This window comes from [Empedobacter] haloabium (assembly GCA_008011715.2).
In the GTDB taxonomy this organism is placed as follows: Bacteria; Pseudomonadota; Gammaproteobacteria; order Burkholderiales; family Burkholderiaceae_D; genus Rugamonas; species Rugamonas haloabia.
This window is the reverse complement of the sequence record CP136508.1, coordinates 3,542,782-3,557,439: the sequence shown is the minus strand read 5'-3', so window position 1 is coordinate 3,557,439 and position 14,658 is coordinate 3,542,782. Positions and strand designations below refer to the sequence as shown.

Genomic DNA, 14,658 nt, shown 5'->3' with positions numbered 1-14,658 from the left:
GGGGTCAGTCCCCTATGGGGACTGACCCCGGGGGAGCGCTCAGCGGCGGTTGGCGCTCATGCGCGCCAGCACGCGCTCGACTTCCTGCTGCATCTGCGGCGACAGGTTGACGAACTGGCAGCCGATCTGCAGCTGTTCGCCCAGCAGGAAGGAGCGGAAACGGCGCGCCAGGCGGATTTCCAGGTCGCAGATGACGACGGTGTCGGGCCCCAGCTCCAGGCGCACGCGCTGCAGCTTGCGGCCGATGTGCAGGCCGGCGGCGTCGCGCGGCGCGCAGCGCATGCCCACGCCGCCGGCGGATACGTCGTACAACTGCAATTCGTAGGGATTGCCGAACAGGACGAACGAGGCGTTGAACGTGCTGGCCAGCGGCGTTTCCAGCCGCATCGTCGAGCGCCGGTTCAGCACCAGCGCACGCTCGGGGAACACGGCCGGCACATAGGTCGGATGGCCGGGCTCGGCCTGCCAGTCGGCCGACAGCTCGAACTGGAAGCGGGCCGACTGCAGCATGGCCACGAAGGTGCAGCGGCCCATCGGCAGCACGCCGCCCTCGTTCAGCTCCAGCATGAAATGCGGCTGTTCCGGATGCACCCACAGGATGCGCGCCAGGATCGGCGTGCTTTCCCCGGCCGGGTAGATCGACACGGCGTCGCCCCGTTCGGCCAGCACCTGCAGCGAGTCGCCGATCTGGTCGATATCGGTGATCTCGTGCGACGGCGCCGTGATGGCGATGCGTTCGAGCGCATCGGCCGGCCGCGGCGGTCCTTTGCGGTGTGGATTCGGCTGGCACGGCGCCGTTGCGTCTAGCAAGGCGGCCTGGTGGCTGGCTACGGATAGGTTGCTCATTGCGTCCCCTGGGCTGTTGCGCCGGAAAGCACCGCGGAATACCTGCGCGGCGGTCCACTTTGGACGGCGCTTCGCGCTGAACGTGCGGACGGCCATCGTATTGAGCCACGTGGCCCGCTCGCGCCGTTGTTTGGATGGTGCTTTCATGCGTATTTACACGTAGAAGGATATCAGTAAAGCTTTAAACCGCAGCAACTTTGTTGTTTTATGGACTAGAATCTTTCTTCGGGAGAAAGATAACGCCACTGGCCCGTCGGCAGGTCGCCCAGCTTGACCTTGCCGATGCGCACGCGCTTCAGGCCGACCACTTTCAGGCCCACCATCTCGCACATGCGCCGGATCTGGCGCTTCTTCCCCTCGCGCAGCGTGAAACTGAGCTGGTCGTCGTTCTGCCAGCGTACCTTTGCCGGCAGCAGCGGCTTGCCGTCCATCCACAAGCCATGATTCAGCTTTTTCAGGTCGGCGTCCGGCAGCTTGCCCGGCTTGGTGTACTGCACTCGTACAAGGTACTCCTTGTCGATCTCCGTGTCGTGCCCGATCAGGTGTTTCGCGATGCGGCCATCCTGCGTCAATACCAAAAGGCCCACCGAATCGATGTCCAGCCGCCCCGCCGGCACCAGGCTGCGCAGCTGGGTCGGGTGGAACTGCTCCGGCGACGGATCGTCGGCCCAGCGGTTTTCCGGCTTGATCAGGGCGACGGCCGGCGTGTAGCCGTCCTCCGCCTGGCCCGACACGTAGCCCATCGGCTTGTTGATCAGGATCGTCACGCGCTTGGACTGCTCGGCGGCGGCCTGGCGCTCCACCGTCACCTTCTGGCTCGGGTAGACCTTGGTGCCCAGCTCGGACACGACCTTGCCGTCGACCCGCACCCAGCCCTTGGCGATCCATTCGTCGGCCTCGCGGCGGGAGCACAGGCCCAGTTCGGACATGCGCTTGGACAGGCGTAGTAATTCTTCAGACATCAGACTTTCAAAGCTTCCAGTAAATCGGTTTCGAGTTGCAGCTGGGTGCGCGTGTTAGCCAGCGCCGCGCCGTCGACGATGAACACATCCTCGACACGCTCGCCCAGCGTCATGATCTTGGCCGTGTGCAGGTTGACCTTGTACCTGGTCAGCACGTTGGCGATGGAGTACAGCAGGCCGGTGCGGTCGTTCGCCGCCACCGACAGCAGGTAGTATTGGCCCCGTTCGTCCGGCCGCAGGTCCACGGTCGGCTGGATCGGGAAGGTGCGCGACAGGCGCGACAGCCGGCCGCGCGTGGGCGGCTGCAGCGGCGCCGCCGTGATGAGCAGGTCGCACAGTTCGTGCTCGATCAGGCTGATGATGTCGCGGTAGCTCTTGGCGAAGCTCTGCTCGGTGACCAGGAACGTGTCGAGCGCGTAGCCGTGCTTGGTCGTGTGGATCTTGGCATCCAGGATCGAGAAGTTCTTGCGGTCGAAGTAGCCGCAGATGCGGGCGAACAGGTCGGGCTGGTCGCGCACGTAGACGGCGATCTGCAGGCCTTCGCCGATCGGCGCCAGGCGGCATTTCACCACCGGCTTGTCGCTGTTCAGGCGGTCGTACAGCGCGCGCGTCTGCCAGGCGATGTCGGACGAGTCGTGGCGCAGGAAGTAGGCCATGTCCAGCTGCTGCCACAGCGGCTCGTGCGCATCCGGCGGCAGGCCGTACAGGCGCAGCGTGGCCAGCGCCTCCTGCTGGCGGTTCTTCAGCTCGCGGTCGGCCGAGGGCGGCTCACCGCCCAGCACGCGCAAGGTCATCTTGTACAGGTCTTCCAGCAGCTTGGCCTTCCAGGCGTTCCACACCTTCGGGCTGGTGCCGCGGATGTCGGCCACCGTCAAGAGGTACAAGCCGGTCAGGTGGCGCTCGTCCTTGACGGTTCTGGCAAAGGCCGCGATCACGTCCGGGTCGGACAGGTCCTGCTTCTGCGCCACCGTCGACATCAACAGGTGCTGCTCGACCAGGAAGGCGACCAGCTCGGTCTCGTCCGCGCTCATGCCGTGGTCCTGGCAGAACTGCATCACGTCGGCCACGCCCAGCTTGGAGTGGTCGCCGCCGCGGCCCTTGGCGATGTCGTGGAACAGCGCGGCCACGTACAGCAGCCAGTGCTGCGGGTAGTTCGCCATCAGCTGGCTGCAGAACGGGTATTCGTGCGCGTGCTCCGTCATCGTGAAGCGGCGCATGTTCCGCACCACCATCAGGATGTGCTGGTCCACCGTGTAGACGTGGAACAGGTCGTGCTGCATCTGGCCGACGATCTTGCGGAAGTTCGGCAGGTAGCGGCCCAGGATCGACAGGTCGTTCATGCGGCGCAGCGCGTGGATGATGCCGACCGGCGCCTGCAGGATGCGCAGGAAGTAGGCGCGGTTGACGGGGTCGGCGCGGAAGCGCCCGTCGATCTTGAAGCGCTCGTGCCACAGCGCACGCGTGGCGCGCGCCGTGATGCCCTTCAGCGCGGGGCGCTCCGTCATCAGGACAAAAATCTCCAGCATCGCCGACGGCGTCTGCTCGAACACGTCGTCGCTGCTGATGTCGATGAAGCCATTGACCTCGTTGAAGCGGGCGTTGATCGGCTGCGGCTCGCCGCCCTGCGGGAACAGCATCGCCTCGATGTTCTGCAGCAGGATCGTATTGAGCTGCGTGACGGTCTTGGCGGCCCAGTAGTAGCGCTGCATCAGGTATTCGCTGGCGCGGCGCATGTGGATGCCGCTGCCGGTGGTCTGCAGGCCCAGGCTCTCCGCCACGGCCGTCTGCACGTCGAACACCAGGCGGTCCTCGCGCCGGCCCGCGTGCAGGTGCAGGCGCACGCGGATGTCCTTGAAGGCGCGCTCCTTCTCCATCAGCTGGCGCGCCTCGGTCTGCGTGATCAGGCCGCGCGTGGCCAGGGTGCGCCAGGAGCTGGCCAGGCCGGCGGCCTTGGCCACCCACAGGATCACCTGCAGGTCGCGCAGCCCGCCCGGGCTTTCCTTGCAATTCGGTTCGAGCGAGAACGCCGTGTCCTCGTACTTGGCGTGGCGCTGGCGCATTTCCGACGTCTTCGCGTGGAAGAAGGCCTGCGGGTCCATCGCCGCGTCGTAGGCCTGCTGCAGCTGCTCGAACAGCTGGCGGTTGCCGGCCACGCAGCGCGCTTCCAGCAGGCTGGTTTGCACCGTGATGTCGGCCTTCGACTCGACCAGGCATTCGTCGATGGTGCGGATGCTGCTGCCGATCTCCAGGCCCAGGTCCCACAGCAGCTGGACGAATTCCTCCAGCTTGTGGCGGGTTTCCTCGCTTGGTGCCTGGTGCAGCAGGATCAGCACGTCGACGTCGGAATGGGGGAACAGCTCGCCGCGCCCGTACCCGCCCACGCCCACCAGCGCCGTCTCGGGCGGCAGGCCGGATGCCTGCCAAGCCTGTTCGAGCACCGCATCGACGCTCTGGCGCAGGCCGCGCAGCAGCTTTTCCGGCTTGCCGTCCTGGTGGAATGTCGCGATGACGAGCTGCCGGTCCGACTTCAGCCGGCCCTTGAGCTGGTTGCGCAGCTGGTCGCGCGGCTGGCCGCACGCGGCGATCATCGTGTTCATGGTGGCGGTCAGGCGGCCTTGGCGGCGGTGATGAAGGCAGGTGGCGGCGGCGAGCCGGCCGACAGGGTCAGCACCTCGTAGCCGGTTTCCGTCACCAGCACCATGTGCTCCCACTGCGCCGACAGGCTGCGGTCCTTGGTCTTGATGGTCCAGCCGTCGTTCATTTCGCGGATCTCGCGGCGGCCCGCGTTGATCATCGGCTCGATCGTGAAGACCATGCCGGGCTTCAGCTCCTCGCCGGTGCCGGGCTTGCCGTAATGGAGTACCTGCGGCTCCTCGTGGAACACCTTGCCGATGCCGTGGCCGCAGAACTCGCGCACCACGCTGTAGCCGGCCTTTTCCGCGTGCTGCTGGATGGCGAAGCCGATGTCGCCGAAGTGGCCGCCCGGGCGCACCTGGGCGATGCCCAGCCACATGCATTCGTACGTCACTTCCGTCAGGCGCTTGGCCAGGATCGACGGCTCACCGATGTAGAACATGCGGCTGTTGTCGCCGTGGTAGCCGTCCTTGGTGATGATGGTGATGTCCAGGTTGACCACGTCGCCGTTCTTGAGCACCTTGTCGCCCGGGATGCCGTGGCAGATCACGTCGTTGACGGAGGTGCAGATCGCCTTCGGGTAGGGGGTGTAGCCGGGCGGGCAGTAGTTCAGCGGCGCCGGCACCGTGCCCTGCACGTTGGTCATGTATTCGTGGCACAGGCGATCGAGCTCGCCGGTGGTCACGCCAGGCTTGACGAACGGCGTGATGTAGTCGAGGACTTCGGAACCCAGGCGGCCGGCGATGCGCATGCCTTCGATGTCTTCAGGGGTCTTGATGGAAATGGCCATATTGTTTGGATCGTATTCGGTAAGGGCGTGCAAGGGGAGATTATAAACGAGGCACACCCTTCCGGCCGGGGCGGCCGATGTTGATAGAGGGCAATATTAGCGCGACGGATGGAAAAACAACGCGCCGGACAGGCCGGCGCAAGTGAAGGGGCGTCAGGCGGCGGCCTTGCGCCGCGCCCGCCTGCCCCAGCCGGCTACGATGCCAACCCCCGCAACGAGCATTGCCCAGGTGGACGCCTCCGGCACGGCCTGCACCGGTTGGTCTTCGTCCCAGCCCCACAGCGCCGGATTGCCGGCGTCGGCCGTCAGGTACGGTTCACCGCTGCCATCGCCTTCCCCGTCACCGTCGCCGCCTTCGTGGCCGGGGCCGTCGGACAGCCCCAGTTCCGTACCGGTCAGCCAGTCGAGCGGGTGCCGTTCCGGGTTCCAGGGCTCTACCGGGACTGCCTCGGCCACGGTCAGCGGCTGATCCGGCTGGTCGGGTGGCGTGGTGGCCGGTTGGGATCGGCGCGTGATGCGGCTGACATTGCCGCAGATTTTCGGTACCAGGATGCAGTGCTGGTCGGCGCAATAGACCGCGCCGGGCTCGCTGCGCGACGCTGTCCATTTGCTGCGGTCCACGCTGCCGCACATCTTGGTCTTGCCGAAGTGCATGTCGCGGATGGCAGGATCGTAGTCGGCGTCGCCGATGATGGCATCGCGCCGGATCGCCACCCTGTCGTCCGGCCGCCCCTTGCTCATCTTGTCCAGCAACACCTCGCGCTGGGCCGCCGGGATGTCCGGATAGTGCGCCAGCGCGGTGGCGGCATCGCCGCGGTAGGGGTCGACGCCAGGCCGGTTCCAGGAACAGGTGGCGCTGACGGACAGCGTGGCGGCGAGGGCGGCGGCGATGAGGGGCATGATGCGGTCCTGCGAAAAGTGCACTAGCTCATATTTTAATTCCGGAATTAAAATTGCTGATTGGTATTTTGCAAATACCGACGGAATGTTTGTTTCAATCGTGGCTAGGCATCCACATTTGCATCAGCAGTTGATTCCATGAGGAAACGAATCAGTTCCCGGCTCGCGTCCGGCCCCTTCGGGTCCGTGTAGCTGCCACTGGCGCTGCCGCCCGCCCAGGCGTGGCCGCCGCCGTGCAGCGTCCAGTGCTCGGCCACGACGCGACCGTCGCGCCCCTTGTGGACCGCGCGGGTATAGCGCCGTCCGCCCGGCGCCTTGGCCTGCGTCGTCACCGGCGCGCCGGCGCCGTGCGGCGCGAGTGCGTCGGCCAGGACCTGCTCGCCGTTGATGGCATGCACCGTGCGATCCTTGTCGCCGTGGAACACAATCAGCGGTGGCGACGTCGGCCGGCGGCCGTGCTGCCCCTTGCGACCCGACTTCATCGCCTGCAGCGCCGCCGGCAGGTCCTGCGCCGCGCCGTAGGGCAGGCCCGAGTGGACGCCGACCGCGCGGAACAGCGCCGGATACAGCGTGCCGACGATGACGGCCATCGCGCCGCCCGCCGACAGGCCGGCAATGCCGACCCGCCGCGGGTCCACCGCGTAGCGGCGCATGATCTCCTGCGTCATGCCGGCAATGATGGCCGGCTCGCCGCGGCCGTGCTGCTGGTCGCCCGGCGCGAACCAGTTCCAGCAGCGCGACTGGTTGGCCTGCTGCGACTGCGCGGGATACAGCACCAGGAAACCATCTTCCTCGGCCAGCTGGTTCATGCGCGTGCCGGCGGCAAAGTCGTCCGGGTCCTGGGTGCAGCCGTGCAGCATGACGACCAGCGGCACGGGCTGGCCCTGGTCCTTGTACGTGCTGGGCACATACAGCTTGTAGCCGCGGCTGCCGCCGTGGTTGGCGAAGCTGGCGCTCTCGAACGTGGCGCCTTCAGGGATCGGCGGTGGTGGGGTACGCTTGCGCATGGCTGGTGCGTTGGGGATGGACAGGCCTTCGGGCAGGTCGAGACCCTCGGGCAGGCTAAAGCCTTCGGGCAGCTTGACGCCGTCGGGCAGCTTGAAGCCTGGCTGCAGGCCGAAGGCGCCGGCCTTGCCGAAGGCCTCGGCAGCGCCTGCGGGCATTGTAAAGCCTTCGGGCAGCCGCACGCCCAAGCCGGCCAGGAAGCCGGCTAGGTCGGGCGCGGACGCCGCGCCGGTGTCGCTATCGGTCGCCGCCGTTGGCTTGGCATAGTCCGGCGCGGCATTCAGGTCCTTGAAATTGCGCGGCGTCGGCGCCGGGCGACTGGCGTCGGCAGGGGCTGTGCCGGTCATGGCGTCGCGCAGTGCGGCGCTGGAGGCGGCCGGGCCGTCTTTCAACAGTTGTTGCGTGGCCGCTTGCAGGCGCGCCATCAGTTGGGGATCGAATTTCATGGAAAACCTTTCGTGCCGGCGCCTTTTGCTGGAGGCCGCCGGCGATAAGCGTCAGCTGATCCGCCCCTTCAGGGCGGCCTTGACCGCCGGGCTGGCATGCAAGGCGCCCAGCACGGCGATGGAGTGAATGGTTGCGGCGGCCAGCTCGGGCGACACGTCGGTGCCGATCGAGGCCAGGCCCAGTACGCGGATATTGAGCGCCTCGCCAGCGGCCTGGACGGCCTCGAGGTCGGCGCGCGTATAGTGCTGTACACCGAGCACGAGCTTGTCGCGCGTGACGGTCTGGCGCACCACATCGGCATGCAGCTGCAACTGGTTGCGAATGGCGGTACGGATGAGGTCCGTCCGGTTCGCATAGAAACCCTGCTGTACCAGCAGGTCGATCTGTCCCAGGTCGACCGGGAACAGGTTGATGGTGATTTTTTCCGAGTCGATTGCCCGGGTTTTGAGGTCGTTCGGCATGGCTTTCCTGTCGTTTCTCCATCCGGGAACCATCCCGTTGGATGGTATATGCTACTCCAATGCGCGATTTCAAGGCCAGAAATAGCGACGGGGACGGCTGCCCGAGTCAGGCAGCCGTCCCCGATGATGGCGTAGGAAGGTGTCAGCGTGGCCGGTTCAGGTCTTCCTCGCCGACCAGGTAGCCCTCATCGGCCGCCAGTTGCGCCTCCGGCGGCAGCTTCTCGTGTTCGCGCGCCCGCGCCAGCAGCACCTGCACATTGTCGATCTTGTGCCGCGCCGCTTGTGCCAGCGTGGTGGCCGTCAGCGGCTGCGGCAGCATCAGCTCGCAGGCAGCGGCCGCTTTCACGGCAGGGTGATCGGCGGGCAGCGCGGCGCCGCCGCTCTCGTCGCGCTCGAGCAGCCGCAGCACCTCGCGCAGGCCCTGTTCGAATTGTTCCAGTTGTATCGATTGCATCGTGGCTCCTTGCGGGGATGTGAAAGAAGGTAAGGTGTCGGTAAAGCTTCGTGCGTCAGGATAAGCTAACGCCTGCGGCGGCGCCGTCCGGTTCGGGCGCCGCGCCCGCTGGCGGCACGGTACAGTGTTGCCGAGGACGAAGAACAACAACCAGACCACCGGTCGCAACAAGAGGAACAGCAATGCCAGACGCCATACCAACCTACGAAGAAGTCGCCGAGGCCGCCGCCCGCCTGCGCGAGGAGGGCAATCCCGTCACCATCGACGCCGTGCGCGAGATCGTCGGCCACGGCTCCGCCGCCGCCATCCTGCGCCACCTGGCCGAGTGGCGCGACGCCGAGCAGCCCATGCCGGAGCCGCCGCCCGCCGCCATTCCACCCGAACTGGCGACGGCACTGACGGACTGGGCGCGCCGCCATGCGGAAGAGGCCGGTGCCGGCGCGCGCGATGCACTGGAACGGGCCCGCGCCGACATCGACGAACTGCTGCGCTCGGGCGACGAGATCGAATACGAACGCAACCAGGCGCAGGCCATCAACGCCGAGCAGACTGCGCAGATCGAGCAGTTGCAGGTCGAGCTGCGCGACGCCCGCCGCGTGGCGACGGAAGCGCTGGTCAGCAAGGCCAAGGACCAGCTGGCCATCGACGGCAAGGAGCGCCAGATCAACGACCTGCGCCAGCAGCTGGAGCGCAATGTGGCGGCCTCGGCGGCCGACTCGGACGCCCGCCTGGCCGCCGAGATGGAACTGGTCGGCGCGGTGACGGCGCGCGACGAGTTCGCGTCCGAGCTCAAGCAGCTGCGCCAGCAGCTGGAGACGATCAAGGCGGAGCGCACTTCGCTGCGCGCCGAGATGGACGCGTTGCGCGGTCGACGCCAGACGTAAGGCAGCGGGCAGCCTCTGCGGCCCGGCCATCACGCGAGGAGGCAAGCATGTCGGACAGCCATCTCGCCGGTGTTCTCCGCGAGCGCGAGCGCGCCTTCACCGCCTTCGTCAATGGCGCCGTGACCGAGCTGGACGCCATCTCGACCCACCAGGAACCTGTCACGATCTTCGGGCCAAAGGGCAACTGTGGTCAGGGTGCCGAGGCCGTCAACGCGGCCGATTCCAGCGCCGCCCGGTCGTTCGCCCCGGGCGGCGCGAACCGATTGGAGACGATGCACCAGGGAGCCAGCGGCGACCTGGCCTATTGGAAAGGTGGGCGCTGGCATGCGGGAGATGCAAATGTGTAACTAAATACGCCGTGTGTAATAATATGAGCGCATTAACCGACATTTCATCTTTAGAGTATGACACTTCCTTCGAATTCGTACACTAGAAGTTCAATTATTGCGCATCATTTGTCAATGCATTAACTGTATCCATCTTCGCTAGTGCTGTCAGTTCGTCCTTGTATGGGAGGATTGGCGTGAAGAGACGGTGAAAAGCTCTACCGATGGCTCCAGAAAACAGTATTAATTCTGGATTTGTGGTTCCGCCTTCTAGGATGTGAGTAAGAGCGATACCAGGGTACGGGTCAATGTAGTAAATTTTTGTGACCCCAAGCTGATATGCCTTTTTTGCACAAAGTTCACATGGGCTTGCGGTTGTGAAAAGGTAGCCTCCAGCAATGCCGCGACCGCCGTACTTGGATAGCTGTAGGAAAGCATTCTCTTCGGCGTGCAAGGACCTTGTGTGGACCTGATTTGGCTTCCCGGTCAATATGTTGTACTCTGACTTAAAGCAGTAGGATAGATTTCGCCCAGTGTTTTTTATGTGTATATACTTTGGCGTATTCTGCCGAATTTGATTTAGGAATTTCTCCGTTTTTCTTTCGTATTCGCTGTAGGCGCTTTGATCTTCTCCGGCTGTAAGGTCCTCTCTATTTCGCAGGTTGCACGGAACATGGCCACGTGGAGCATCATTCCATCCAATAGCTTGCACCGAAAAATTCTCGTCCGTAATGGTTGCGCCGACTTGGCGCGATATGCAACCAGAATTTAGCTTTGCTGTGTGAGCTAATTGCATGCACCGTTCTACTGCATTTGGAGTAACTAATCCAGGATGTTTCATGAGAGAAACTAAGCGTATTAGCTGATTGGCTAAACCTTGGAACTCGGACACCTTATTTGGAACGTCATGGTTGCTTATGTACACGTCGGCTCGTTGAAGGCAGGCTTGGATGTCCTGCACAGAATAGGTCTCAGGATTATCGAGGTCACGTGATGAATACTCTTCGCTATCAATTGCGGCTATCTGATCCACAGATAAACCTAAAGAATGTAGACGTTTGATCCTCTCATCATTGGGGCACGATACGGCGGCTAAATAGAACGCGGCATAGCGGTCTTGAAAGAAAATCGCTTCAAGCGGGCTTCTTATGGCGTCTATTACAACAAGGGTACTTCGCTTTAAACTTTTGTTCGCGCTGATGATGATCTTAAGGATCGCATTAATTTTTTCGGCAAGGGTGAAAAACTTCCCCTCCTGTCGCGTCGCATCGAAGGGTTTTCCCGAATGCCGAATATTTCGGCCCACAACTTGGTAAAGTTTTATAAAAAGATTCTCGCCCAGTGCTTCCTTTAAATCGCTACAAGCACTCGGCAGCGCCTTGGTATAAAAGTCAATTGCTCCGCCGGGATCGTTTTTTTCATCAATTCGGTCGTGCATCGTTTGGATGCCTTCAAGATATATCGCTGCCGCATCAATCCGCGATTCATGGCCAGGGAAAGCTTCCTTTAATTTCATGGCTGCAGTATTGAAACCGTCTTGCAGCAAAAAAAGCGTAAGGATGGATCGGACCTGTATGAGCTCGAACTGGCGCCATGTGCTATTGTAATGGTTGTATATAATCTTGCTCTTGCGATCATCATTACCGCCCGGCTTATTTCCCTTGAAAAGCGAGTGGTTAATGCTTTCTTTTGGAGAGCATAATATTTTGGCTACCGTCGAGCATCCACTGCCAGTTCTTCCTGTTAGGCCAATTATAAGAAGATCATCATCTTTGCGATATATTGTTTCGATTGCCGATTGCTGATAGCTCATGGTTTATGCCCTGCCAGTTACATATGATTGTGTTAGCGTAAGTCATCCTGTAGCTCAAAAATGTCTCAAATTGTCGCAGTTCAAGAAATATTTTCTGTCCGTGGCAGAAGCGCCACATCGTGCTAGATGTTCCGTACACGGTTCGTCCAGCATTGGGCAGAAATGGGGCTTCATCAGCTTGTGCGATCCGTTCGTCTGAGGTACAATCTCGGGTTGCCCGACCCCACGTCGGGCAATGTTGTAAAAACCACACTTTTATAAACTCGAATCCTCTCTGCAAGGGTGCCCGCAAGGGTGACTGAGTGGATTCCAGACCCAACCCTGGAGCAAATAATGTCTGTAACGATGCGTGAAATGCTGGAAGCCGGCGTCCATTTCGGTCACCAAACCCGTTTCTGGAACCCAAAGATGGCTCCGTTCATCTTCGGCCACCGCAACAAGATTCACATCATCAACCTGGAAAAAACCATGGCGATGTACCAGGAGGCGATGAAGACCGTGCGCCAACTGGCTGCCAACCGTGGCACCATCCTGATGGTGGGCACCAAGCGCCAGGCGCGCGACATCATCGCCGCTGAAGCCCAGCGCGCGGGTGTTCCTTACGTCGACCAGCGTTGGCTGGGCGGCATGCTGACCAACTTCAAGACCATCAAGACCTCGATCAAGCGCCTGAAAGACATGGAAGCTTCCATCGAAGACGGTTCCGTCGAGAAGCTGACCAAGAAGGATGCACTGCTGTTCCGTCGCGAACTGGAAAAGCTGCAGAAGTCCATCGGCGGTATCAAGGACATGGGCGGTGTGCCTGACGCAATCTTCGTGGTCGACGTCGGCTACCACAAGGGCGCGATCACCGAAGCGCAGAAACTGGGCATCCCAGTCATCGGCGTGGTCGACACCAACCACTCGCCAGCTGGCGTGGATTACATCATCCCTGGTAACGACGACTCCTCCAAAGCGATCACCCTGTACGCCCGCGGCGTGGCAGACGCGATCCTGGAAGGCCGTGCCAACGCTTCCGCCGACGTGCTGGAAACGATCAAGACCGGCGCCGGCGACGAGTTCGTGGAAGTCAACGAGCAGGCTTGATGTTTGGTGCTGCCCTGTGCGAGCAGGGTGGCTGAACGCTTTGAAAAGGGGTGGCTCTTCAAGCTCCCCTTTTTTTTAACGAAATACCGGCAGAGCAGGCCGCCGCGAGGTGCCGCCCCGGTGGTTCAACGAATACTCACCGAATACTCACCGAATAACAGGAGAAAAACATGGCAGCGATTACTGCAGCAATGGTTGGCGAACTGCGCGCCAAGACCGACGCCCCGATGATGGAATGCAAGAAGGCCCTGACCGAAGCGGCCGGCGACATGGACAAAGCGGAAGAGATTCTGCGCGTTAAGCTGGGCGGCAAGGCTGCCAAGGCATCCGCACGTGTTACCGCCGAAGGCGTCGTCGCCGCTTACATCTCGGGCAACGTGGGCGCCCTGGTGGAAGTGAACTCCGAAACCGACTTCGTCGCCAAGAACGACGACTTCCTGGCCCTGGCCAACACGGCTGCCAAGCTGGCCGCCGAGAAGAACCCGGCCGACGTGGCCGCCCTGCTGGCACTGCCGACCGAATCCGGCCAGACCCTGGACGAAGTGCGCTCCGCCCTGGTCGGCAAGATCGGCGAGAACATGTCGATCCGCCGCTTCCAGCGTTTCGAGACGACCGCCAAGCTGGCCTCGTACCTGCACGGCACCCGTATCGGCGTGATCGTCGAGTTCGACGGCGCCGACGAGCAAGTGGGCAAGGACGTGGCCATGCACATCGCCGCGATGAAGCCGGTGTCGCTGTCGGCCGACCAGGTGCCTGCCGAACTGATCGAGAAAGAGCGCTCGGTGGCCCAGGCCAAGGCCGATGAAGATGCGGCGAAAGCCGCCGCCGAAGGCAAGCCAGCCCAGTCGCCGGACATCGTCGCCAAGCGTCTGGAAGGTTCCGTGCAGAAGTACCTGAAAGAGGTATCGCTGCTGAACCAGGCATTCGTCAAGAACGACAAGCAGTCCGTCGAGCAGATGCTGAAGGCCGCCAATGCGTCCGTCAAGGGCTTCACCATGTACGTGGTGGGTGAAGGCATCGAGAAGAAAGTCGACGACTTCGCCGCCGAAGTGGCAGCCCAGATGGCTGCTTCCAAGGGAGCGTAATTAAAAAACGGGCCGCGAGGCCCGTTTTTTTAAGGTAGTGGTTGTAAAGGTGTCGCGCCGCTCGTGCGCGCCACCGGCCGCGGCCCCACGAGGGCGACGCGGCCGAAATCCCCCCGGCGGGGTGCGGCGTTCCGCTATTATTGCCGCCGGAGAGTTATCGGTCGGCGTGGCAGCCCAGGCGGGTGCCACGACGGCCACCGAACCAATTTTTAAAGGAGCCCCAGCTCATGTCAAAACCAGCCTACAAGCGCGTCCTCCTCAAATTGTCCGGCGAAGCCCTGATGGGCGATGACGCCTACGGCATCAACCGTGGCACGATCGAGCGCATGGTCGCCGACGTGGCCGAGGTCGCGAAACTGGGTGTGGAACTGGCGGTCGTGATCGGCGGCGGCAACATCTTCCGCGGCGTGGCCCCGGGCGCCCAGGGCATGGACCGCGCCACCGCCGACTACATGGGCATGCTGGCCACCGTCATGAACGCGCTGGCGCTGGCCGACGCGATGCGTCACGTGGGCGTGACCGCGCGCGTCATGTCGGCGATCGGCATCGAGCAGGTCGTCGAGCCGTACGTGCGCCCGAAGGCGCTGCAGTACCTGGAAGAGGGCAAGGTCGTCATCTTCGCCGCCGGCACCGGCAACCCGTTCTTCACGACCGACACGGCCGCTGCCCTGCGCGGCTCGGAAGTCTCGGCCGAAATCGTGCTGAAGGCCACCAAGGTCGACGGCGTCTACAGCGCCGACCCGAAGAAGGACCCGGAAGCCACGCTGTACCACTCGATCAGCTTCGACGACGCCATCGCCAAGCAGCTGCAGGTCATGGATGCGACCGCGTTCGCACTGTGCCGCGACCAGAAGCTGCCCATCAAGGTGTTCTCGATCACCAAGCCCGGCGCTATGATGCGCGTTATCATGGGTGAGGAAGAGGGCACCCTGGTCCACGTTTAACAAGATTCAAGAAACAGGAGA

The 14,658-nt window shown here is 62.9% G+C and carries 14 protein-coding genes; 5 read left to right on the top strand and 9 right to left on the bottom strand.

Annotated elements, in window-relative coordinates:
• Window positions 1–39: 39 nt before the first annotated feature.
• The 8 genes from E7V67_015485 to E7V67_015450 all read right to left on the bottom strand — a co-directional run bounded on the left by E7V67_015485 (window position 40) and on the right by E7V67_015450 (window position 8,499).
• A complete protein-coding gene (locus E7V67_015485) occupies window positions 40–846 on the bottom strand; it encodes a PilZ domain-containing protein (protein WUR11121.1) in 807 nt (268 codons plus the stop codon).
• A gap of 212 nt (window positions 847–1,058) precedes the next feature.
• Window positions 1,059–1,808, bottom strand: coding sequence for a pseudouridine synthase (locus tag E7V67_015480; protein ID WUR11120.1), 750 nt, complete (start codon window positions 1,806–1,808; stop codon window positions 1,059–1,061).
• Window positions 1,808–4,405 (bottom strand): [protein-PII] uridylyltransferase, encoded by a 2,598-nt coding sequence (locus E7V67_015475; GenBank protein ID WUR11119.1) that lies wholly within the window; start codon window positions 4,403–4,405, stop codon window positions 1,808–1,810. Before E7V67_015475 ends, E7V67_015480 begins: the two co-directional genes overlap by 1 nt.
• 8 nt (window positions 4,406–4,413) lie before the next feature.
• Complete coding sequence (gene map, locus E7V67_015470; GenBank protein ID WUR11118.1) at window positions 4,414–5,232, bottom strand: type I methionyl aminopeptidase; 819 nt, start codon at window positions 5,230–5,232, stop codon at window positions 4,414–4,416.
• Window positions 5,233–5,385: 153 nt separating this feature from the next.
• The gene (locus E7V67_015465; GenBank protein ID WUR11117.1) at window positions 5,386–6,132 is read right to left on the bottom strand and encodes an MHFG family PEP-CTERM protein; all 747 of its coding nucleotides are present in this window, start codon (window positions 6,130–6,132) and stop codon (window positions 5,386–5,388) included.
• 104 nt (window positions 6,133–6,236) lie between these two features.
• Window positions 6,237–7,583, bottom strand: a complete 1,347-nt coding sequence (locus E7V67_015460; protein WUR11116.1) for a PHB depolymerase family esterase — start codon at window positions 7,581–7,583, stop codon at window positions 6,237–6,239.
• Window positions 7,584–7,634: 51 nt separating this feature from the next.
• Window positions 7,635–8,045, bottom strand: coding sequence for a CopG family transcriptional regulator (locus E7V67_015455; protein ID WUR11115.1), 411 nt, complete (start codon window positions 8,043–8,045; stop codon window positions 7,635–7,637).
• A gap of 142 nt (window positions 8,046–8,187) precedes the next feature.
• A complete protein-coding gene (locus E7V67_015450; protein ID WUR11114.1) occupies window positions 8,188–8,499 on the bottom strand; it encodes a hypothetical protein in 312 nt (103 codons plus the stop codon).
• Window positions 8,500–8,681: 182 nt separating this feature from the next.
• Here E7V67_015450 and E7V67_015445 point away from each other — a divergent pair, with 182 nt between their 5' ends.
• Both E7V67_015445 and E7V67_015440 read left to right on the top strand, forming a co-directional pair.
• Window positions 8,682–9,383 (top strand): DNA-binding protein, encoded by a 702-nt coding sequence (locus tag E7V67_015445; GenBank protein ID WUR11113.1) that lies wholly within the window; start codon window positions 8,682–8,684, stop codon window positions 9,381–9,383.
• A gap of 47 nt (window positions 9,384–9,430) precedes the next feature.
• A complete protein-coding gene (locus E7V67_015440) occupies window positions 9,431–9,730 on the top strand; it encodes a hypothetical protein (GenBank protein ID WUR11112.1) in 300 nt (99 codons plus the stop codon).
• Window positions 9,731–9,824: 94 nt separating this feature from the next.
• On the opposite strand, the gene E7V67_015435 is transcribed toward E7V67_015440, so the two are convergent.
• Complete coding sequence (locus E7V67_015435; GenBank protein WUR11111.1) at window positions 9,825–11,522, bottom strand: hypothetical protein; 1,698 nt, start codon at window positions 11,520–11,522, stop codon at window positions 9,825–9,827.
• Between the two features lie 333 nt (window positions 11,523–11,855).
• Between E7V67_015435 and rpsB the strand changes: the two genes are divergently transcribed.
• From rpsB to pyrH, 3 genes are all read left to right on the top strand, one after another.
• Window positions 11,856–12,608, top strand: coding sequence for a 30S ribosomal protein S2 (gene rpsB, locus E7V67_015430; GenBank protein ID WUR11110.1), 753 nt, complete (start codon window positions 11,856–11,858; stop codon window positions 12,606–12,608).
• A 170-nt stretch (window positions 12,609–12,778) separates the two neighbouring features.
• Window positions 12,779–13,693: a translation elongation factor Ts gene (tsf, locus tag E7V67_015425; GenBank protein WUR11109.1), complete on the top strand. Its 915-nt coding sequence runs from the start codon at window positions 12,779–12,781 to the stop codon at window positions 13,691–13,693.
• A 227-nt stretch (window positions 13,694–13,920) separates the two neighbouring features.
• A complete protein-coding gene (pyrH, locus tag E7V67_015420; GenBank protein WUR11108.1) occupies window positions 13,921–14,637 on the top strand; it encodes a UMP kinase in 717 nt (238 codons plus the stop codon).
• Window positions 14,638–14,658: the final 21 nt, after the last annotated feature.